Source organism: Nocardia sp. NPDC051463, assembly GCF_040681975.1.
In the GTDB taxonomy this organism is placed as follows: Bacteria; Actinomycetota; Actinomycetes; order Mycobacteriales; family Mycobacteriaceae; genus Nocardia.
In genome coordinates, this window is the sequence record NZ_JBFBAB010000021.1 from 86,336 (window position 1) to 107,533 (window position 21,198).

The following is a 21,198-nucleotide window of genomic DNA, read 5'->3' on the forward strand; positions in this document are numbered from 1 at the left end:
CTCGACCAGCGCGCTGACGATCAGACGAAGGCGCGTTCGATGATTGCGCCGGTGTCGACGCCCGTCGGCAGAGTGCCGAAAGCGATGCCCCAGTCCTCGCCCAGCCGGGTGGCGCAGAAGGCATCCGCGACGGCAGGGTGGCCGTGGCGGACCAGTTGCGCGCCCTGTAGGACGAGAGCCATCAGTTCGATGATGCGGCGTGCGCGGTATTCGATGTCGCTGAGATCGGAGAGTTCCTTGCCGACGCGAATGATGGCGTCGTCGAGCCGGGGGTTCGCACCGCGGGCCAGCGAGACCTCGTTGAAGTACGCCTCGACGGTCTCGGGCTGACGGCCCATGGCGCGCAACGCGTCCAGGGCGGCGACATTGCCGGAGCCCTCCCAGATCGACATCAGTGGAGCCTCACGGTAGAGGCGCGGCATCCCCGATTCTTCGGCATAGCCATTGCCGCCGAAGCATTCCAATGCCTCCGCCGCGTGCGAAGGCGCCCGCTTGCACACCCAGTACTTGGTGACCGCCAACGCGATTCGGCGCAGCGCCGCCTCGGCCGGATCCTGTCCCGCCCGATCGGTGGCGCCCGCGAGGCGCATCATCACGGTGGTCGCGGCGTCGGACTCGATCACCAGGTCGGCGAGTACATTGCGCATCGCGGGCTGATCGATCAGCTTCTTGCCGAAGACATCCCGGTGCCGTGCGTGGTGCACCGCGTACACCGCGCCGACGCGCATTCCGGTCGACGAGCCGATCACGCAGTCGAGGCGGGTCATATTGACCATCTCGATGATGGTCTTGACCCCCGCCCCCTCCGCGCCGACCAGCCAGCCGGTGGCGTTCTCGTATTCGATCTCCGAGGAAGCGTTGGACTTGTTGCCGAGCTTGTCCTTGAGCCGTTGGATCCGAATCGGATTGCGGGTGTCGTCGGGCAGCACCCTGGGCAGCAGGAAGCAGGACAGGCCGCCGGGCGCCTGTGCCAGCGTCAGGAACATGTCCGACATGGGCGCGGAGGTGAACCATTTGTGTCCGACGATCCGATAGCTGCCATCAGGTTGCGGAGTCGCGGTCGTGGTGTTGGCGCGGACATCGGAGCCGCCCTGCTTTTCGGTCATCGACATGCCCGCGATGAGCCCGGCCTTGGTCGACGGCTCACGAAGGCCGAAGTCGTAGGTCCTGGAACCGAGCAGCGGTTCGTACTTCGCCGCGAGCTCCGCGTTGTGGCGCAGCGCGGGCACCACCGCGTAGGTCATCGAGATCGGGCACATGTGGCCCGCGTCAGCGACACCCCAGGTGTAGAACTTGGCCGCACGGGCGGTATGGGCGCCCGGACGGTCGTCGAGCCAGGGCGAGCCGTGCAGTCCGTGCGCGACTGCGACATTCATCAGGTCGTGCCAGTGCGGGTGGAATTCGACCTCGTCGATGCGATTGCCGTAGCGGTCGTGGGTGTGCAGCACCGGCGGATACTCGTTGGCCAGCCTGCCCCACTCCTGCGCCGCGGAACCGCCCGCGAGCCTGCCGAGTTCACGCACCTCCTGCTCGGCCCAGCCCGCGCCCTCACGGTGCAGGCCCTCCAGCAGCGCCGGGTTCCGCGAGACGTCGAAAGGCACGATGTTCGGAACCTGGTTGAAGACTTCATGCGTCGGCATCGGACAACTCCTGTTTCTATCGAGCGCCCGGGGCGCTCTGATCATCGCGCACGCCGAGCGCGCGCATCGCGAAGGCAACAAGTTCGGGGACAACGGATTCGCCGTGTGGTGCGTGGGCCAGCGGACCGACGAGCACTTCACCGATCGCACCGACCAATGCGGCGGCGCTGGTTCGCGCGTCCTGTGCGGGCAGTTCCCCGCGCGCGACACCCTCGGCGATCGCCGATTCGAACGCCTCGGCGAAAGCACGCCGGAAATGCAGGCGCTCGGTGTCGACAGCCGCATCGACCGGTTCGACGAGCAGCACGTAGGCGAGCTTCGGATTCTTCAGCGCACGCCCCGCGAAGGTTTCCACCGCGGCGGTGACGCGTTCGACCGCGGAGGCCGCGGTGTCGGCGGCCGCGATCCGTTCCGCGGCCGCCGCGGTGACAGCGGCGACCTCACGGGCGACCGCCTTCCGGAAGACCGCACTCACCAATTCGGACTTGCCTTCGAAGTGCTTGTACACCGTTCCGGTCGCCACCGCGGCCTCGTTCGCGACCGCCGCCATGGACAGCCCGGCAAAACCCTCCCTGGAGAGGACCTTCGTCGCGGCCTGCACGATCAACGCGGCCTGCGCATCGAGGCGGGCCTGCACGGCAGGGGTTCTGCGGTACACCACGCAAGAAGTGAACCACAGATTCATTTCTTGACGCAAGGGCTGTTTCCAGCCTGTCGCACGTCGTAGGGTCGTGTACGTGACTGACCAAGCCAGCGGTCCCGCCGTCCGTGTCGAACACTCCGGACCGGTGACCACCGTCATCCTGCATCGCCCCGCCGCGCGCAATGCCGTCGACGGCCCGACCGCCGCCGCGCTCGCCGACGCGTTCCGTGCCTTCGACGCCGATCCCGACGCGTCGGTCGCGGTGCTATGGGGTGAGGGCGGCACCTTCTGCGCGGGCGCGGACCTCAAGGCCCTCGGCACCGAGAATTCCAACCGGCCGGTCGAAGACGGCGACGGCCCCATGGGCCCGACCCGCATGAAACTGTCCAAGCCCGTGATCGCCGCCGTTTCCGGTTACGCGGTGGCGGGCGGGCTCGAGCTCGCGCTCTGGTGCGATCTGCGAGTCGCCGAGCAGGACAGCACCTTCGGCGTGTTCTGCCGCCGCTGGGGCGTACCGCTGATCGACGGCGGCACCGTGCGGCTGCCGCGCATCATCGGGACAGGGCGCGCGATGGACCTGGTGCTCACCGGCCGCGCGGTGGGCGCACCCGAGGCCTTGCAGATGGGCCTGGTGAATCGCGTGGTGCCGACCGGTGATGCGCGCCGGGCCGCCGAGGAGGTCGCCGCCCAATTGGCCGCGCTGCCCCAGACCTGCCTGCGCTCCGATCGGATGTCGATGCTCGAACAGGACGGCCTCGACGAGGAAGCCGCGATCCGCAACGAGTTTCGACACGGCATGACCGCTCTTGCCGACGGAGCCCTGGAGGGCGCCAAGCGATTCGCCGCGGGCGCAGGCCGACACGGCGCACGCGCCTGACCCGAATGGGCCGACCCAGCGCACAGAATCGACGCGACGACGGCAATCGCCCCGGCGGCACCGACCGCCACGACGACACCAACCAACTCGACCACACCAACCGATTCGAACCCACGGATCGGCTCGGCAGCAGCCGTCGACTGAGCGTCGTCGACGAAATCTTCCTGCGCACCCATCGCGGCCTCGGCACTCCGGTCGCCCTACAGGGCCTCTGGCGCACAGCAGACGCCATCGACCCACGGCTGCTCCAGGAGGTCCACACCGCCTTGCGCACAGGGCCGTTGGGCCGCCGCGTGATCCGCCCGCGGGTACCCGGCGCCCGACGATCCTGGCGACCCAGCACCAGGGCCCACCCGTTCGACAGCACCACCGAGCCGATCCCCACCGAAACCCTGCTCGACTGGGCCGACGGCCGAGGCGCCGACCTCGACCCCGAGTTCGGCCCCGGGTGGCGACTGTCGGCCGTGGCACTCGACGACGGCGGCACCCTTGTCTGTCTGACCTGTTCACACGCCATCGCCGACGGCCGTGCACTCGTCCTCGCCGTCGACGAAGCTCTACGCAGCCGAGCCGCCATCGCTCGGCCCGCCGGTGACGAACACGTGCCGCCGCAACTGCATCAGCCCGACTCCACGCCCACCGCCGACCACTCGACGACTGGTCCGGAAACATCGCGGTCCGAGGGGGGCCGGCGGCGAAGCCGATCGAACACCACGAGTCCAGCGAACCTTGTCACCTCGTCGATGCAGCTGCCCTCATCGACCTCCGATTCGATAGCGAACTCGACAGCACCGCAAGCGCATCGGGCCGAGGCCCGCGGGGGCGCCGACTCGACGCCGGGCAGATCGGACTCCGACGGTTCGGCGGATATCACCGGCCACCCGGCGAATTCCATTTCCGCACAATCAGACTGGGCCGATGCGTTTCGGCAGTGGTCGATCGTTCTTCGCGGCACCGCACGCGCCTTTCGGCACGGCGTTCCGCCGCGACCGATGACAGCGGCAGCCGACCGTCACCGCACAGGTTCCGACGCCACACCGACCCACAGTGCGATCCTGCAGTGCGCGGCGTCCGATTGGGACCGCGCCGCCCTCGCACAAGGCGGATCCGCGAACAGCCTGTTCATCTGGGTGGTCGCGAACATACTGTGGGCCACCGGATTTCCGCGTCCGGCGATCGATGCCAGCCTCCCCGTCGACACCCGTGACGAACCCCGTGTCGACAACGATCTCGCGATGACGGAGATCAGCATCGACCGCGCCGACACCCCGGCAACGATTCGCGAGAAGTCCCGGATCGCCTACGAGCGTCGCATGTCCAGCCCGGGTGGACTGCCCGAGGAGCTGCTACAGGTGATCCCCGACCGCTGGGCACACGCACTGTCCAAGGGCGCCGGCGAACGAGACATCCTGTGCTCCAACATCGGAACTCTGCCCACATCACTACGCACCCTCGGCCCACACCACTGCATCGGCGTCGCCGCCCGCGCCATCCACCCCGGCCTCACCACCGACAGACTCCCCCGCACCCGCTTGTCCGGCTACCTGTGCCGCAGCGCGGACGACTTCGTCCTGTCCCTCGTCAGCCTCGACACCACCGCCGTCGAATCCTCCACAGCGCTGCGAGATCTCGCCCGCGAGACAGCAGAAGCTCGGCACCTCCCCCTCACTGCCTGGTGACGGCCTCGAAAATCCTGAGACTTCGGGAGTGCACAGTGGTTCGGAGGCACGCTGATTTGCCTGCTGATCAGTGCCGCGGTTGCCGGTGGAGTCTTCGGCCGCGGACCACACGCCTCAGGGGCGGCCGCCGCAGCTGGAGACTTCGAGCGGAGTGGCTACGCGTTCGGGGTGAGGTGCGTGGTCAAGAAGTCGATCTGGTCGGCGACGATCTGCTCGACCGCCGGCGGGTGGTAGACAGTGAAGTGGTCGGCATCGTAGTGCTTCAGGACCGCCCCCGGCACGGTGGAGGCCACCCGTCCGGCGATGGCGGAGTCGATGAGGTTCTCATGCTCGCAGGCGCACACCAGCAGGGGGCAACGCACGCGTGGCGCGGCGGATGCGGCGTTGTAGAACAGCATGCCGAGGCCGGAGGCCGCCGTGATCCGATTATCGAAGCGGTACCCGGGGGGCATCACCGACTGCCATCCTTCGAGAGCGCCGGGCTGGTTCACGAACGCTGGTTCGCCGGGTTTTCCGACCAACGGGACATAGCGGCGGGGCCGTCGGAGTGCGGCGCGTATCAGGTCGGCGGCAATCGGGGCTGTGAATCGGAGTAGATGCCGTACTCCCGCTCGGGACACGACGGCACGTCCACTGAAGACCGGGCACTGGACGACCGCGGCACGCAGATCGTGGTGGCGGGCAGCTGCGGCCAGGACGTGGCTGGCACCGAAGGACGTGCCCCAGAGAGCGATCCGGTGCGAGTCCAGTTCAGGCCTGGAGCGGGCAAAGGCCAGTGCGGCGTCGACGTCTTCGGCGTAGCGGCGCTGGCTTACCAGCTGGCGCGGTTGACCGCCCGATTCGCCGAGATGACGAAAGTCGAAGGCCACCACGGCGAATCCGGCCTGTGAGAACCACTTCTCGTACTGCGCGAGCATCATCTCGTGGGTGGCGCCGCCGCCGTGGACGAGAACGACGGCCGGGTGCGGGCCGGGGCGTTCGGGCAGCGTCAGCCATGCTGCGCATTCGTCTGCTCCGGACGGGAATGTGGTGCGTATCGTCATGCGACCCTCCGATTAGGTACGTTGTACGTGAACGATGGTCAGTCAATCACGTACAACGTACTTAAACAAGGGAGGGTCATGCCGGCACCCAGAAAGTTCAGCCGGGAACAACTGCAGACGGCCGCGCTGACGCTGGTGGACGAGCATGGACTCGCCGGCCTCACCATGCGCAACCTCGCCGCCGAACTAGGGACAGGGGCGATGACGATCTACAACTACGTCGACGGTCGCGATGGGCTCGAAGAATTGGTCACCGAGGCCGTGATGACCGAAACACAGTGGACCGACGAGGGCGGCGAATGGGAGACGCGCGTTTTCACGATCGCCGAGGCCACGTGGCGGGCAGTGCGCGCACACCCGCACGCCATCCCACTGATCTTGACCCGGCGCAGCTTCGACATCCCCACCCTCGCACCCGCCGAAGCGCTGCTGCAGGCCCTCGCCGACTCCGGAAGATCGGGGCTCGATCTACTGGTCGCCTTCCGAGCGGTATCCGGCTTCGTGACCGGCTTCGCCCAAGCCGAACTCACCAACCCCCTCTCGGCACCCGCCGACGGGGACCGTGCCGCTGCCGCCACTCGCGTCGCGCAACTACCCGCCGACCGATTCCCCAGACTGATCGAGATCGCCCACGCGGCCGCCGCCGGAGATCCGGACATCGAATTCCGTGACGGACTGAAAATCGTCCTGGCCGGCCTCCGAGCCAAGCACTGACTCGGAGTGCCGTACAACGTTGCTGCGCTCAGGTGGTGACCGCGTCGCAGCGGTCGAGTACGTGCTGGGGCACTTCGAGGCCGGGCTCGAGGTCTGCCGAGGGCACCGGAGCATCCCACACCTGGCGTATGGGCAGTACGCCTGCCCATACGCCACCTGCCTCGATGTCCTCGGGATCGTCATTCGGGCCACCGGTCCTGACCTTCACCGACGCTTCGGTGAGGTCGAGCGCGAGCACCTTTGTCGCAGCCAGCTCCTTCTTGTTGGGCCTGCGGACCCGATCCCATGCTCCGGGTGCGGAGTGCTCGATCACTACGCGCAGCGCGTGCATCCGTTCATCGGGGTCGGTCACTTCCACCGCGCGGCCGCGCACCACGGCCGAACGGTAGTTCATCGAGAAGTGCATGGCCGAGCGGGCGTAGATGAGGCCGTCGACGAGGGTGACCGCGATGGAGATATCGCCGTCGACGGCGGCCCGCAGGTTGCCCGCACCGGTCGAGCCGTGCAGGTAGAGCGTGTCGCCGTCACGCCCGTAGACGGTGGGGATCACCACGGGAGAGCCACCGAGGACCACACCCAGGTGGCAGACAAGTCCCGCGTCGAGGACCGCGTCCAGGGCGGCCCTTTCGGACCTGGCTCGCTCCTTTGCGCGGGTCGGCGTGCTGCGCGGGGTCGGCGAGAGCGGCGGCCGAGACGTGAGCGACGTGGTCATAGCACTTATCCTGAAGCCGAAAGTGGCATTCTGAAATAGCCAATTCAAGGAAAAAGTAACAGTCCACTGCTGGAGGCGCCCGTGCTCGACGAGCTCCCGCTCGTGCTCGATCGCGATGCGGCGCAGCCGCTGTCCGCGCAGGTCGCGGCAGGTTTGCGGACCGCGGCAAGCACCGGCGTGCTGCGGACCGACGACCGGCTGCCTTCCTCGCGGTCGCTGGCGCAGCGGCTCGGGGTGAGCCGCACCGTCGTCGCAGCGGCCTACGACCAGCTACACGCCGAGGGCTGGATCGCAGGCAAACGCGGATCGGGCACCTACCTGACCACCGCCCCCGTCGCGGGTCCTACCCGGCCGAGCGCCGCATCCGGATCGGCGGACAACCCGGAGCTTCTCGACCTCGGTCCCGGCGCACCCTGCGTCGAAGCCATCGACCAGCGGGCCTGGCGACGGGCTTGGCGGGCCGCCGCCGACATCGCCCCGATGGTCCGCAAGGACCGCGGCGGTGAGCCGGAGTTCCGGTCGACGATCGCCGAACACCTGCTGCGGCACCGCGGTCTCGGCGCGAACAGCGACACCGTCGTGCTCGCCACCGCCGGAACCAGTTCGGCGGTCAGCGAACTCGCCGCCGCGCTGCTGCGCCCCGGCGATGCGATCGCGATGGAGGACCCCGGCTATCAACGCGCCGCGGGCGCATTCCTGGCCGCGGGGATCACGGTGCTGCCCGTCCCCGTCGATGCCGAAGGACTGCGGGTCGAGCTGCTGCCGCCGGGCATCAAGGCGGTGTATTGCACACCGGCACACCAGTTTCCGATCGGCGCGCGCATGCCCGCGGCGCGCCGGGTTCAGCTCGTCGAATTCGCCCGACAGACAGGTGTGCCCATCATCGAGGACGACTACGACGGCGAGCTGCGCTATGACACAGCGCCTTTGCCGTTGCTCGCGGCGATGGCGCCGGACGTGGTCGTGCACCTGGGCACCACGAGCAAGATCTTGTCACCGAGCCTCGGAACCGGCTGGTTGGTCGCGATGCCGGAGATCGCCGACGCGGTACTCGCGCACCGGGAGCTGACCGGCACCGGGCCGAGTCCAGCGGGCCAGCGGGTGCTCGTCGAATTCGCCGGACACGGTGACCTGGCGCGACATCTGCGCAGGCTGCGTCGTGCCTTGCCGCCGCGCCGGGCGTTCGTGGTCGAGGAGCTGCGCGGGCAGGGTCTCGAGGTAGTCGGCGACGACGCAGGTTCGCATGTCGTGGTGCCACTGGCCTCGGCGGCAGCCGAACAAAAGGCCATCGCCGAGGGCCGGACGCGCGGCATCGCCCTCGACGGATTGGCCCGCCATCACCTCGGCCCGCAACGGTCCTTCGGCGTCGCGCTCGGCTACACCGCGCTCAGCTGGGCAGAACTCGAGATCGCCGTTCCGTTGGCCGGAGAATGTCTGACCCGGCCGTAGCATGGTCTGCATGACCGAACAGGACATCCTGGCGCGTATCAAGAATTTGGTGGACCGCGAGCACGATCTGCGGTCGAGGGCGACGGCCGGCGAGGTCGATCCGGTAACCGAGCGGCAGCAACTCGCGGAGCTCGAAGTCATGCTCGATCAGGCCTGGGATCTGCTGCGGCACCGACGGGCGCGCCTCGATCAGGGTGGCTCGCCCGACGATGCACAGGTCAATTCGGCCCGTCAGGTCGAGGGCTATCTGCAGTGACCTCGGGGCCGGAGACCACCGAGTACGACGTCATCGTGATCGGTGGTGGGCCCGCCGGGGAGAACGCGGCCGCCTACGCCATCGCGGGGAGCGCGCGCACCGCAGCCATCGTGGAGCGCGAACTGGTCGGTGGCGAATGTTCGTACTGGGCCTGTATGCCGAGCAAGGCGCTGTTACGACCCGTGCATCTGTTGACGAGCGCGCAGGCAATGGCAGGAATCTCCGCGACCGGTCTCGACGTCGAAGCGGTGTTGCGCAGACGAGACAGTTTCACCCACAACCACGATGACAGCTCGCAGGTGCAGTGGGCCACCGACAACCGGATCGACGTGATCCGCGGCAACGGCCGCCTGGCCGGTGCACGGCTCGTCGAGGTCGAGGGCCGCACGTTGCGCGCCAGACACGCGGTGGTGCTGGCCACCGGAACCACCGCCAGCGTTCCGGAGATTCCCGGCCTGCGCGAGGCACTCCCCTGGACCTCGCGGGATGCCACCAACCTGCACGAAGTCCCCCGGCGGGTAGTAATCGTCGGCGGCGGTGTCGTCGCCTGTGAGGCCGCGACCTGGCTGGCCGGTGTCGGTGCCGAGGAGGTCACGCTGTTGGTGCGTGGGAATGCGCTACTCGGTAATGCCGAACCGTTCGCCCGGGAGCGCGTGGCCGCCGGATTGGCCGACGCGGGTGTCCGGGTCCGCTTCGGGACCCAGCCCGCACAGGTGGAGCGCCCGGACGCGAAGGATACCGGCGAGGGGCGCATCCACGGCGGCCCGGTGACCGTAGTGTTGCGCGGCGACAACATCGATCCGGATAGTGCGCGGATCGAGGCCGACGAAATCATCGTGGCCGCCGGGCGCAGACCTGCCACCGAAGCACTCGGCCTGGCTGCGGTCGGATTGCCCGCGGGCCCTGTCGATGTGGACGACCGGCTGACCGCGCGTGGTGTCGAAGGCGACTGGCTGTACGCGGTGGGCGATGCGAACGGGCGCGTCGCGTTGACCCACATGGGCAAATACCAGGCCCGAGTGTGTGGGGATGTCATCGCCGCACGGGCGGAGGGCAGGCAGCTGTCCGACGCGCGGTTCGCCGCGACCGCCGATCACCAGCAGGTTCCGCAGGTCGTGTTCACCGCACCCGAGGTCGCCTCGGTCGGGCTCACCGAGGCGGCGGCGCGCAGCGCCGGGTATTCGGTGGAGACCGTGGAGATCGACATCGCCGTCGCCGGTTCGTCATTGGCGCGCGATGACTATTCCGGGCGCGCGAAGCTGGTGATCGACGCCGCCGCCGACACCGTGCTCGGTGCGACCTTCGTCGGCCCCGAGGTCGGCGAGCTCATCCACGCGGCGACCATTGCCGTGGTCGGCAAGGTACCGCTGGCAACACTGTGGCACGCAGTGCCTTCCTACCCGACGGTAAACGAGCTCTGGTTACGCCTATTGGAAGCACGTCGGACGTAGCTACCATCGGTAGATGGCAGATATCACGACCGCCGACGGAGTTGTCCGCGGTCACCGCGGCCGTCGCGTGGTGCGCTGGCGATCCCTTCCATACGCGGCGGCTCCGGTGGGAGACCTGCGCTTTCGTGCACCGCAACCGGTAGTCCCCTGGACCGGCGTCCGGGTGGCGACACGATTCGGCTCGGCCGCGATGCAGCACAGATCCGGTGCCAGGATCGGGCCGCGCCGCTACCAGCCGACCAGCGAAGATTCGTTGACACTCAATGTCGTCGCACCGGCAGAGTACTCGTCGACACCGCGTCCGGTGCTGGTGTTCATCCACGGCGGCGGCTATGTGATCGGCACGTCGGCACTGAGCCTGTATTCGGGCGCACGGCTGGCGGTGCGTGGTGATGTCGTCGTGGTGTCGCTGAACTACCGACTCGGCGCGTTCGGCTATGTCGACTTCGGCGAATTCGGCTCGCCGGAGCGGCCTTTCGATGCCAACCTCGGGTTGCGCGATCAAGTCGCCGCATTGGCTTGGGTGCAGCGCAACATCGCGGCATTCGGGGGCGATCCCGGCAATGTCACCCTCTTCGGTGAATCCGCGGGCGCGCACGCGGTGCTCTCGCTGCTGGCCACTCCCGCGGCCGAGGGGTTGTTCCACCGTGGCATCGCACAGAGCCCGCCCGCCGACTGGGCAATGAGCCCCGAGGATGCCCGCGCCTTCGCCCGCCGCTGCGTCCAAGCGCTCGGCGCCACTGCGGAAAACGCGGCCGACGCGCTGATCGCGGCCGACGCGAACGACATTCGTCGCGCGGTCGACCGGAGCAGCGGACGGGTGTTGCGGGAACACCCCGGCCTGTTCCCCATCGCACCGACAGTCGACGGCACCTATCTGCCGAAGGCCCCGATCGAGGCGATCACCGAGGGCACCGCACACCGGGTGCCACTCATCATCGGCACCAATCGCGAGGAAGGCACGCTGTTCGCGAGGTTCGCCGATGAACTGCCCACCGACCCCGGCCGGCTGCACCGGTTGCTCGCACGGGCGGGCGACGAAGCAGAATCCCGGGTCACCACCGCATATTCCGGCTATCCCGCGCCGAAGGTCGCGGTACGGATGGGTGGGGACTACGTCTTCTGGCGGCCCTCGGTCACCGCGATGGAAGGCCACAGCCGCCATGCGCCCACCTACGCCTACCGCTACGATTTCGCCCCGCGCGCATTCCATCTCGCGGGCGTCGGCGCAACCCACGCGACCGACCTGATCCCGGTGTTCGGCGCGGTCGACTCCCCCTTCGGGCGGGCCATCACCGCGGCGGGCGGACGCCGTGGCCTGCGTGCCGTCACCCGCCAGTTCCAGGACAACTGGCTGTCCTTCGCCCGCGACGGCGTACCGCTGCCGTCGTGGCCCGCCTACACCGAGGACCGCCGCACCACCTTGATCATCGATGATCCGACCCGGCTGGAAAACGATCCGGACTCAGCGAAACGCATTGCCTGGCAGGGCATCGGGGTGCCGACACTGACGTGAGGTCCGCGGCGGGCAGGTCGTGAGCGGATACCCATGGAAACGGCGCCGCCCGGCTGGCCCGTGCTGCCGAGGCTTGGTCAACTGAGCAGAACCGGCTGGTGACCGCGGAGGGGTTCCGCGCACCCGGCATCCGGTTTCACACGGGTGTGCCGGCCGAATCGGTCGCTACTTCAACAGCCGAGACATCCGTCTATCGGCCAGCACTTTGCCGCCGGTCTGGCAGGTCGCGCAGTACTGGAACGAGCGCTCGGCGTAGGAGACCTCACGGACGGTGTCGCCACAGATCGGACACGGCAGCCCGGTGCGCGCGTGTACCCGCATGCCGGAACGCTTTTCGCCCTTGAGGCGGGCCGCGGCCTGGCCGACCGATCGTCGCACCGCGTCGGTGAGCTCGGCCCGCATGGCCGCGTACAGTGTCGAGATCGTTTCCGCCGACATGGTTTTGGTGTTGGCGAAAGGGGAGATCCGCGCAGTGTGCAGGATCTCGTCGGAGTAGGCGTTGCCGACCCCGGCGATCAGCGTCTGGTCGACGATCGCGGTCTTGATGCGCTGGGAGGTGCCCTGCAGGATTTCGGCGAACTGCGCCTCGGTGACATCGAGCGCGTCGGGACCGAGGCGGGCGATGCCGGGCACCACCTTCGGGTCGTCGACGATATAGACGGCCAGCCGCTTCTTGGTGCCCGCCTCTGTCAGATCGAAGGCGGGCGTCGCCCCTTCCGGCGTGAAGAAGTGCACACGCAATGCCAACGGTCCCTTGCCCGGTTTCGGCGGTGTCGCACTCGGCTCATCGATCCAACGCAGCCAGCCGCCCCGCGACAGATGCGTGATCAGCCACAGCCCACTGCACTCGAGCCCGAGAAATTTGCCGAACCGGCCCGCCCCGGTCACATCCCGTCCGGACAGCGCCGTCACCGGCGGGTCGAACGTCTTCACCGCACTCAGCGCGGCCACATCGACACGCCCCACGACAGCGCCGACAGCATGTTCCCGGAGGAACTGCGCCAACGCCTCCACCTCGGGTAGCTCGGGCACGAATCCCAGGCTACCCGGGAGCACCGACAAAACAGCTGGATGCGCAGTGCAACACCCCCTGCCACGTCGAGCAACGAGGGACAAGCGGGGCGTAGTGAAACGGTGGCCCCGCGGCCCTACACAACCGCCGTTCCGCTACCGCCGATTATCGCTTTCGTACGCACGCTCTGGGTCGACGCGGAGAAGGTAGATGTCCATGATCCAGCCTTTTTCGGCGCGCAATTCGGTACGGCGTCGGATGATCTCGCCCTCGACCGCACGCAGGGGGCCTTCGATGAGGATCTCATCGGGCATGCCGAGGTAGGCGCCCCACCAGATGGACACGTTGTCGCCGGGGACTTCGGTGAAAGCGCAGTCGCCGTCCAGCATCACCAGGGTGGAGCCGGGGCCGAGACCGTCGGTGCGCAGACGCCTGCCCGTGGTGATGTGCACCGGTTCGCCGATACGGTGCAGCACCATCCGGTGCCGGGCGGCCAGCGCCTGGGCGCTGGTGACGCCGGGGATCACCTCGTAGTCGAAGCTGTGCACACCACGGTCGAGTACCCGTTCGATAATCCGCAAGGTGCTGTCGTAGAGCGAAGGATCACCCCACACGAGAATCCCGCCGACTCCGTCGACCTGTGCGAAAGCTTCCTCCAACAGTGCCGAGCGGCGGTCGTGCCAGTTCTCGACGACACCCCGGTAGTCCGCGGGCAAGCGGTCGCGCGGCGGGTCGGGGATCTCCACGATCCGGTAGTCGCCCTCGAGGTGTTCGGTCAGGATGGCCGTCCGCACGTCGAGGAGCTCCTGCTTCTCGACGCCCTTGCCGATGACGAAGAACACCTCGACCTGCCGCATGGCCTTGATGGCCTGCACCGTTACCTGGTCGGGGTCGCCGGCGCCGATGCCGATCACGTAGAGCTTGCGCATGTGCGGAGAGCTTGCCAGGCATCAGTAAACTCGCGAGGCGTGGCCACCAATGCTCGCGATACCCAGTACGAGGACCTGCTGCGTCTGGTCCTGGAGTCCGGGACGGCGAAAGCGGACCGGACCGGAACCGGCACCCGCAGTATCTTCGGCCACCAACTGCGCTACGACCTCGCGGCGGGCTTCCCGCTGATCACCACCAAAAAGGTGCATCTGAAGTCGATCGTCTACGAGCTGCTGTGGTTCCTACGCGGCGATTCCAATGTCTCCTGGCTGCAGGAGCACGGCGTGTCCATCTGGGACGAATGGGCGGACGCCGATGGCGAACTCGGCCCGGTCTACGGCGTGCAGTGGCGATCGTGGCCGACGCCGGACGGCGCCCACATCGACCAGATCTCCGACGTGCTGCAGACCCTGCGCAACAATCCGGATTCGCGCCGCATGATCGTCTCGGCCTGGAATGTGGCCGAGCTGGACCGGATGGCGCTGGCCCCGTGCCATGCGTTCTTCCAGTTCTATGTGGCCGATGGCAAGCTGTCCTGCCAGCTGTATCAGCGCAGCGCCGACCTGTTCCTCGGCGTCCCGTTCAATATCGCCAGCTATGCGCTGCTCACCCACATGGTGGCCCAGCAGACCGGGCTGGAGCCCGGCGAGTTCATCTGGACCGGCGGTGACTGCCACATCTACGACAACCACGTCGAGCAGGTGGCCGAGCAGCTCACCCGCGACCCGTACCCGTTCCCGGCGCTGCGGCTGCGCCAGGCACCGACGCTGTTCGACTACACCTACGCCGACGTCGACATCGTCGACTACCAGCACCACCCGGCCATCAAGGCCCCGGTGGCGGTGTGAGCGGACCGGACCGGACGATCGGGCTCATCTGGGCGCAAACCCCTGACGGGGTAATCGGTTTCGAGAACACCATCCCCTGGCGAGTGCCCGAAGACATGGCGAATTTCAAGGCCGTCACCATGGGTCATCCCGTGGTGATGGGCAGGCGCACCTGGGACTCGCTGCCACCGCGATTCCGCCCGCTCGACGGCCGCCGCAACATCGTGGTGACCAGGCAACCCGACTGGTCCGCCGCGGGCGCCGAACGCGCGGCATCACTGCACGAGGCGATGGCCATGAGCACTCCGGGCACCGTGTGGATCGCGGGCGGCGGCGAGATCTACCGCGCCGCTATGGCTTTCGCGACGGACCTGCTCGTCACCGAGGTCGACACCATAGTGGAGGGCGACGCGTACGCACCTCTCATCGGCCCCGAATGGCGTGACGTCGAACCGGCGCAGTGGCGCGAGTCGACGACCGGGCTGCGCTTCCGTATCCGGCACTACATCCGCCACCGATCCGACTAGTCGGCAAACCTCCGGCGTCGGTCAGCCGCAGCAGCACAACACCGTTCGACCCGTGGGGACGGTGGTGAACACGCCGCAGGGAGGGCAGGCGATCAAACCTGGCCCGCCACGCGCAGACGTCGGGCATACTCCTGATAGGCGGTGGTCGGACATTTATCCATCCGCCGCCCACCAGCCCGAATCACCAGCCCTGATCCGGGTGTATGTGATCTGCGAAAGGCGGTCCATGGACAAGAAATCGCTGACAGCGGTCGCTCGCCAACAGCTCAAGTTGGCCGCTACCGCCACGAGCGGGCGCAGTTCGCAAACCATTTACGGCGGACACGCCAATTCGCTGCGCCAGACCGTTGTCGGTCTCAGCGCGGGCCAGAGTCTGGCCGAGCACGACAATGCGGGCGAGTCGACACTGCTGGTGCTCAGCGGCACGCTGACGCTGATCAGCGGCACCAACGAATGGAAGGGCTCGGCCGGTGACCTGCTGGTTGTGCCGAAAGCGCGACACAGCGTCAAGGCCGTGGACGACGTCGCCTTCCTGCTGACAGTCGCCAAGTAACCCCACCGCTCGATCGGTGTGTCGGCGCAGGCCACTACGCTGTTGATCATGGGTGAGCCGCAGCCGATCCTCGAACCGCTCACACCGGCCGCGATCTTCCTCGTCGCCACCATCGACGAGGGCGGAGAGCGGACGGTGCGCGAGGTACTCGCCGATCTGTCCGGATTGCGCCGTTCGGTCGGGTTCCGGTTGCCGGGATCCGGACTGACCTGTGTGACGTCGATCGGCTCGGCCGCGTGGGATCGGCTGTTCACCGGACCGCGGCCCGCCGAGCTACACGAATTCCCGGGTTACGACGGCGCACACCACAAGGCCCCCGCCACACCGGGCGACCTGCTGTTCCACATCAAAGCCGAAGTGCAGGACGCCTGTTTCGAGTTGGCGATGCTGCTCAGCGACCGACTCGACGGCGCGGTGACCATCGTCGACGAGACCGTCGGTTTCCGCTACTTCGAGCAGCGCGATCTGCTCGGCTTCGTGGACGGCACCGAGAATCCCGAAGGCGCATCGCCGACCTCGGACGCGGGACGGGTGGCACTGATCGGCGACGAGGACCCCGACTTCGCGGGCGGCAGCTACGTGATCGTGCAGAAATACCTGCACGCCATGACGGACTGGCGCACACTACCGGTCCCCGAGCAGGAGCGGGTGATCGGCCGGACCAAGCTGGACGACATCGAGTTCTCCGACGCGGACAAGCCCCTGAATTCCCATGTCGCCGTGAACACCATCATCGATGCCGAGGGAACCCAACGTCAGATCCTGCGCGCCAATATGCCGTTCGGCAGCATTCGCGACGACGAATTCGGCACGTACTACATCGCTTACGCCGCCACGCCCAGCGTCACCGAAGCCATGCTCACGCGAATGTTCCTCGGTTCGGACGAAGCCGAATACGACCGCATCCTGGACTTCTCCACCGCGGTCACCGGCACGTTGTTCTTCACACCGCCCCAGGACTTCCTCGACGCCGCACCGGACGCTCCCGAAGTCGAGGAATCTTCCGGCGCCGAGGGCGTTGACAAGTCGGAGACCGGAGATGGATCACTCGGTATCGGCACGTTGAAAAGGAGCCCGCAGCAATGAACAACCTCCATCGCGACCTTGCGCCGATCACCTCCGAGGCGTGGACGGCAATCGAGGAAGAGGCGAGGCGAACCTTCAAGCGGCACATCGCCGGACGTCGCGTCGTCGATCTGTCCGGCCCGCACGGCACCGATTACTCCGCCGTCGGCCTCGGCCGCACCACCGCGATCGCCGCGCCCGACGACGGTGTGCAAGCCCGTCAGCGCGTTGTCGCGCCGCTGGTCGAACTGCGGGTCCCGTTCACACTGTCGCGCGATGAGCTCGACGATGTCGAGCGTGGCGCCAAGGACACGGATCTGGATCCGGTGAAGGAGGCCGCGCGACGCATCGCGTTCGCCGAGGACCGTGCCATCTTCGAGGGCTACCCGGCCGCGAATATCACCGGTATCCGGGCAAGTTCGTCCAACGAGGCGATCAGCGTACCGAGCGACCCGCGGCTGGTCCCGGAGGCCGTCACCCAGGCACTCAGCGCACTGCGGCTGGCGGGCGTCGACGGTCCGTACTCGGTGCTGCTGAGTGCGGACCTGTACACGGCAGTCAGCGAAACCTCCGACCACGGTCACCCGATCCGCACCCATATCGAACGCCTGATCCCCGACGGCGAGATCATCTGGGCCCCCGCCATCGACGGCGCGTTCGTGCTGACCACCCGAGGCGGCGACTTCGACCTGCAACTCGGCCAAGACCTCTCGATCGGCTACCTGTCGCACGACGCCGAGTCGGTGCAGCTGTACTTCCAGCAGAGCCTGACCTTCTTGGTGTACACGGGCGAAGCCGCGGTCGCTTTGGAGCCCTGAGTTCGAGAGTTCTCCCGTAGCGGTGGGTGTGGTTTCGGTTGTGGCGTCTGCCGGGTTCGAGCCGAGCACGGTCCGTGTGCAAAAACACTGGCGCATCGAACACGACTACCGCGGCTCGCAGACGCGCCCTCGGCCTCGACCACTTCGAAGTCCGCTCCTGACTCGGCCTGCACCGCGCGCCACCCTCGTCAGGTTCGGCACCACCCTGCGACCACCCACCCAAAAGTGCTCGTCGATCGTAGTCGTATGGCGGTCGAATTCGCCTGGCAACCACCATTCGACTACGTTCGGCGGACTCCCAGACCCAGCGTTCGATACGACAGGAGCTATCGGGGCTCGGCACCAGTCATTTGGATCGACGCCTGCCCACTCTGCCACCACACATTCCCGACCTGGCAAGCGCTACCAGGGCTCGATGGCGGGTCGGCCCGGTACGGTGGGATTCGCAGTCGGCAGGAGGCGAGATGACGATGGTGCGCGCTGGCGTGGTTCCCACTCGACGAGCGCTGCTCTACGGCGCACTCGGCATCGGGGTGACCGCATTGGTCTGTGGTGCGATCGTCACGGGGTTCGGCCCGAACCGGGTGTTCACCGGGCTACTCGCCGGTGTGGTCGCGGGTATCGCTATCCTGGCCGCGCTGTTCGGACGCGACGTCGTCGTACTGACCGACGGCGGGATCTACCGGCGCACCCCGTGGCGGGAATCCAGCATCGACTGGAATCGGGTGGTTGCCGGGCGGTTCGCCCTCGACGAGCAGGCCAGATGGTCGCTCGCCCTCGACCTCTCCGGTGGCGACGAACGCCACGGTGAGCTGGTGTTGCTGTCCATTCCGCCGGTGGTTCGTCCGGTGTCTGGTGCCTACGACATGCGTAAACGCGAGCAGGTGCAGGAAATTCGAGAGATGCTGCGCCGCAAACGCGTACCGGTGACCGTGCTCCCGGAAATTGCGGGCGGACTGCATCGACATTGGCAGATCGCGCCGCCGACCCGCGGCGCCCAGCCCTGACGTAGCAGGCCCGTTTCCGATACGTTGGCAGCTGTGTCGATGATGAAGGGCGCCAACGTTGCGGTGCCGATGTCCGCGGTCCGCATCGAACTGGGGTGGCAGTCGGGACCCGGGGTTCCCGATGCGGATGCCTCCGCACTGTTGCTCGTCTCGGGCAAGGTGCGATCCGACAGCGACTTCGTCTTCTACAACCAGCCCGCGCATGCGTCCGGCGCGGTCCGGTACGAGGGCAAACAGCAGGGTCCGGTCGTGCTGGACACGTTGTCGGTGAATCTGGCTCAGGTCGAGTCGCAGATCGACGCCATCGTGATCGCGGCCTCCTCGGACGGCGGCACCTTCGGGCAGTTCAACGGCCTCTATGTGCGGGTGATCGACGCGTCGAACGGCACCGAGGTCGCCCGCTTCGACAGCGTCGGTGCGGCCACCGAGACCGCGTTCGTGCTCGGCGAGCTGTATCGCAGGCAGGGCGCGTGGAAGTTCCGTGCCGTCGGACAGGGATACGCCTCGGGGCTGGCCGGTCTTGCCACCGACTTCGGGATCTCCGTCGATGACGCACCGGCTCCCGCCGCATCGCCCGCGCCACCACAGCAGTTCACCCCACCGCAGCCGCCACCCGCACCGCAGCAGCAGTTCGCACCGCCACCGGCGCCACCACAGCAATTCGTACCGCCCGCACCACAGTTCGCACCGCCGCCGACCTACAGTGCGCCCACGCCACCGCCTTACCCACCGCAGGCTCCCGACAGCGCGCCGACACCGCCCCACTCCCCGCAGCAGCCTCCGGCAGCCGGCCCGTCGGGTGCGCCGATCAACATGAGCAAAATCGCGCTGACCAAAGAGTCGCCATCGATCTCGCTGACCAAGCAGGGCGCGATCGCGGGCACTATGCGCGTCAACCTGAACTGGACGATCTCGGCCGCTCCGAGCGGTGGCGGACTGTTCGGCAGGAACCGCGGCGGCGGTACCCTCGATCTCGACCTCTCCTGCTTCTTCGAGCTGGCCGACGGCCGCATCGGTTCCGTTCGCGCACTGGATCGTTCGTTCGGCGCGCTGGACCGCCCGCCGTTCATCCGGCTCGACCAGGACGACAGGACCGGCACCAGCAGCACCGGCGAGAATCTCGACATCAACCTCGATTTCACCGCGCAGTTCCGCCGCATCCTGGTATTCGCGTCCATCTACGAGGGCGCGACCGATTTCCGTGGTGTGCAGGCCACCGCCACCCTGTACCCGGTCAACTCGGCGCCGATCGAGATGACCATGGATGGCTGCACGGACAACTCACGCGACGTCGTCCTCGCCCACATCGAGAATCTCAACGGCGAGTTCGTCGTTCGCCGCGACGGTACCTTCGTCCGCCCACCCGGGGGCCGTCCAGGCAGCGGCATCCGGGAGATCGCCCAGATGTACGGCTGGGGCTTCCAGTTCCAGGCATCCAGCGGCAAGGGCTGACCAACTGAAGGTCTCAGGCGGCCTGCAATCGCTGTAGCAGCGTGTCCGCCACCGTACGCAACTCGTCGAGGTCGCCCGGCCAGCTGAGCATCCGCAGCACCGCGTCGGGGATCGTGCGTTCGGCGTAAGCAGGCGCGCTGCCTGCGTCGGAGCGGATGCCGATCACCGTCTCGACGAGGCGGAACGGGAGCGCCTCCAGCCCGGCGATGCTCGCATCGGCCGTCTCGGCGAGCACGCTCGCGGCCAATACCTCGTAGTGCCTGCGTAATTCGTCGCGTCGCAAGCGGAAGGCGGCGAAGCGTTCGGTGCGCAGCTCTGGAAGCAGGTATAGCGCACCGAGATTCCAGCGGGCGGCGCACAGCTGGCGGACATCGAACCAGGCCAGTGCGTAGAGTCGCGCGGCTACCGATTCCGGTACTTCGCGTAGCCGTTCGGCGAGTTCCAAGGTCGCGGCGACAGTTTCGCCGAGCAGCGCGTCGAGGATGTCGTCCTTGGCCGCGAAGTGGTGGTAGATCGAGGCCTGCCGGATTCCGACCGCATCGGCGACGACCCGCGTCGAGGTGTTGGCGTACCCGTTAGTGGTGAACAGTTCCCCGGCGGCGTCGAGGATCTCGGCGCGCGGTGTCTGCCCGCGACGCGGTCGCTGTTCCAGTCGAGGGCGGCCGGGGCCGAGGTTTGCCACCTGCCCATTCTGGCATCGCATTTCAGGGTTTTCATCGGCGCATCGGCGTTCATGCGACCGGGCGTGGCCGAGCGGAGGGATACGGAAGTTACCGGGTTCCCGCAAGCGATACACACCGGACACCGAAAGCGCGATCGCGAACGCAAAACTTCCTCTGATAGATATTGGCCGCTTGCCGAAGCCGAACACACCATCCCGTCCGCCGATCAGCTCATCGTGCCGAGCCGTCGACGCCGGAGAACTGCTCGACCTACGCGCGGATTTCGCTGCGGGCAACGTCGGGTGAAAGCCGAAGAGGGCGACTTCCGACTGGCCGACTACCGACAGTTCCTCGCCGACAACGCC

The 21,198-nt window shown here is 67.5% G+C and carries 21 protein-coding genes; 14 read left to right on the forward strand and 7 right to left on the reverse strand.

Annotated elements, in window-relative coordinates:
• Positions 1-20: 20 nt before the first annotated feature.
• Positions 21-1,640 carry an acyl-CoA dehydrogenase family protein gene (locus tag AB0M74_RS24735; RefSeq protein WP_366528658.1) on the reverse strand — a complete coding sequence of 540 codons (1,620 nt, stop codon included), beginning with the start codon at positions 1,638-1,640 and terminating at the stop codon, positions 21-23.
• 16 nt (positions 1,641-1,656) lie between these two features.
• The gene (locus AB0M74_RS24740; protein ID WP_366528659.1) at positions 1,657-2,301 is read right to left on the reverse strand and encodes a TetR/AcrR family transcriptional regulator; all 645 of its coding nucleotides are present in this window, start codon (positions 2,299-2,301) and stop codon (positions 1,657-1,659) included.
• A 76-nt stretch (positions 2,302-2,377) separates the two neighbouring features.
• Here AB0M74_RS24740 and AB0M74_RS24745 point away from each other — a divergent pair, with 76 nt between their 5' ends.
• Positions 2,378-3,160, forward strand: a complete 783-nt coding sequence (locus AB0M74_RS24745) for a crotonase/enoyl-CoA hydratase family protein (RefSeq protein WP_366528660.1) — start codon at positions 2,378-2,380, stop codon at positions 3,158-3,160.
• Between the two features lie 5 nt (positions 3,161-3,165).
• On the forward strand, positions 3,166-4,839 hold the full coding sequence (locus AB0M74_RS24750) for a hypothetical protein (protein WP_366528661.1): 1,674 nt from the start codon (positions 3,166-3,168) through the stop codon (positions 4,837-4,839).
• A 155-nt stretch (positions 4,840-4,994) separates the two neighbouring features.
• Here AB0M74_RS24750 and AB0M74_RS24755 read toward each other — a convergent pair whose 3' ends face one another.
• Positions 4,995-5,882: an alpha/beta fold hydrolase gene (locus AB0M74_RS24755; protein ID WP_366528662.1), complete on the reverse strand. Its 888-nt coding sequence runs from the start codon at positions 5,880-5,882 to the stop codon at positions 4,995-4,997.
• Positions 5,883-5,960: 78 nt separating this feature from the next.
• Between AB0M74_RS24755 and AB0M74_RS24760 the strand changes: the two genes are divergently transcribed.
• Positions 5,961-6,596: a TetR/AcrR family transcriptional regulator C-terminal domain-containing protein gene (locus AB0M74_RS24760; RefSeq protein ID WP_366528663.1), complete on the forward strand. Its 636-nt coding sequence runs from the start codon at positions 5,961-5,963 to the stop codon at positions 6,594-6,596.
• 28 nt (positions 6,597-6,624) lie between these two features.
• Here the strand turns inward: AB0M74_RS24760 and AB0M74_RS24765 are convergent, their stop codons facing one another.
• Entirely contained in the window at positions 6,625-7,308 is a 684-nt protein-coding gene (locus AB0M74_RS24765; RefSeq protein ID WP_366528664.1) for a pyridoxamine 5'-phosphate oxidase family protein, read from the reverse strand.
• An 81-nt stretch (positions 7,309-7,389) separates the two neighbouring features.
• Between AB0M74_RS24765 and AB0M74_RS24770 the strand changes: the two genes are divergently transcribed.
• From AB0M74_RS24770 to AB0M74_RS24785, 4 genes are read left to right on the forward strand one after another with little or no spacing between them, the layout of a single operon-like run.
• On the forward strand, positions 7,390-8,757 hold the full coding sequence (locus tag AB0M74_RS24770) for a PLP-dependent aminotransferase family protein (protein ID WP_366528665.1): 1,368 nt from the start codon (positions 7,390-7,392) through the stop codon (positions 8,755-8,757).
• Positions 8,758-8,767: 10 nt separating this feature from the next.
• Entirely contained in the window at positions 8,768-9,013 is a 246-nt protein-coding gene (locus AB0M74_RS24775) for a DUF2630 family protein (protein WP_366528666.1), read from the forward strand.
• Complete coding sequence (locus AB0M74_RS24780) at positions 9,010-10,464, forward strand: NAD(P)/FAD-dependent oxidoreductase (RefSeq protein WP_366528667.1); 1,455 nt, start codon at positions 9,010-9,012, stop codon at positions 10,462-10,464. Before AB0M74_RS24775 ends, AB0M74_RS24780 begins: the two co-directional genes overlap by 4 nt.
• 13 nt (positions 10,465-10,477) lie before the next feature.
• Positions 10,478-11,980, forward strand: coding sequence for a carboxylesterase/lipase family protein (locus tag AB0M74_RS24785; protein ID WP_366528668.1), 1,503 nt, complete (start codon positions 10,478-10,480; stop codon positions 11,978-11,980).
• A 165-nt stretch (positions 11,981-12,145) separates the two neighbouring features.
• Here the strand turns inward: AB0M74_RS24785 and AB0M74_RS24790 are convergent, their stop codons facing one another.
• On the reverse strand, positions 12,146-13,012 hold the full coding sequence (locus AB0M74_RS24790) for a DNA-formamidopyrimidine glycosylase family protein (RefSeq protein ID WP_366528669.1): 867 nt from the start codon (positions 13,010-13,012) through the stop codon (positions 12,146-12,148).
• 135 nt (positions 13,013-13,147) lie between these two features.
• The gene (gene cobF, locus AB0M74_RS24795; protein ID WP_366528670.1) at positions 13,148-13,921 is read right to left on the reverse strand and encodes a precorrin-6A synthase (deacetylating); all 774 of its coding nucleotides are present in this window, start codon (positions 13,919-13,921) and stop codon (positions 13,148-13,150) included.
• Between the two features lie 39 nt (positions 13,922-13,960).
• On the opposite strand from cobF, the gene AB0M74_RS24800 reads away from it, so the two are divergent.
• The 7 genes from AB0M74_RS24800 to AB0M74_RS24830 all read left to right on the forward strand — a co-directional run bounded on the left by AB0M74_RS24800 (position 13,961) and on the right by AB0M74_RS24830 (position 20,171).
• Positions 13,961-14,770, forward strand: coding sequence for a thymidylate synthase (locus tag AB0M74_RS24800; RefSeq protein WP_366528671.1), 810 nt, complete (start codon positions 13,961-13,963; stop codon positions 14,768-14,770).
• Positions 14,767-15,276 carry a dihydrofolate reductase gene (locus tag AB0M74_RS24805; protein WP_366528672.1) on the forward strand — a complete coding sequence of 170 codons (510 nt, stop codon included), beginning with the start codon at positions 14,767-14,769 and terminating at the stop codon, positions 15,274-15,276. The genes AB0M74_RS24800 and AB0M74_RS24805 overlap by 4 nt, the downstream gene beginning before the upstream one ends.
• 226 nt (positions 15,277-15,502) lie before the next feature.
• A complete protein-coding gene (locus tag AB0M74_RS24810; protein ID WP_328406414.1) occupies positions 15,503-15,829 on the forward strand; it encodes a cupin domain-containing protein in 327 nt (108 codons plus the stop codon).
• Between the two features lie 48 nt (positions 15,830-15,877).
• Complete coding sequence (locus AB0M74_RS24815; RefSeq protein WP_366528673.1) at positions 15,878-16,915, forward strand: Dyp-type peroxidase; 1,038 nt, start codon at positions 15,878-15,880, stop codon at positions 16,913-16,915.
• Positions 16,912-17,712, forward strand: coding sequence for a family 1 encapsulin nanocompartment shell protein (locus AB0M74_RS24820; RefSeq protein ID WP_366528674.1), 801 nt, complete (start codon positions 16,912-16,914; stop codon positions 17,710-17,712). Before AB0M74_RS24815 ends, AB0M74_RS24820 begins: the two co-directional genes overlap by 4 nt.
• A gap of 464 nt (positions 17,713-18,176) precedes the next feature.
• A complete protein-coding gene (locus AB0M74_RS24825; protein ID WP_366528675.1) occupies positions 18,177-18,719 on the forward strand; it encodes a hypothetical protein in 543 nt (180 codons plus the stop codon).
• A 39-nt stretch (positions 18,720-18,758) separates the two neighbouring features.
• On the forward strand, positions 18,759-20,171 hold the full coding sequence (locus tag AB0M74_RS24830) for a TerD family protein (RefSeq protein ID WP_366528695.1): 1,413 nt from the start codon (positions 18,759-18,761) through the stop codon (positions 20,169-20,171).
• 13 nt (positions 20,172-20,184) lie between these two features.
• Here the strand turns inward: AB0M74_RS24830 and AB0M74_RS24835 are convergent, their stop codons facing one another.
• Positions 20,185-20,853, reverse strand: coding sequence for a helix-turn-helix domain-containing protein (locus tag AB0M74_RS24835; protein WP_366528676.1), 669 nt, complete (start codon positions 20,851-20,853; stop codon positions 20,185-20,187).
• Positions 20,854-21,198: the final 345 nt, after the last annotated feature.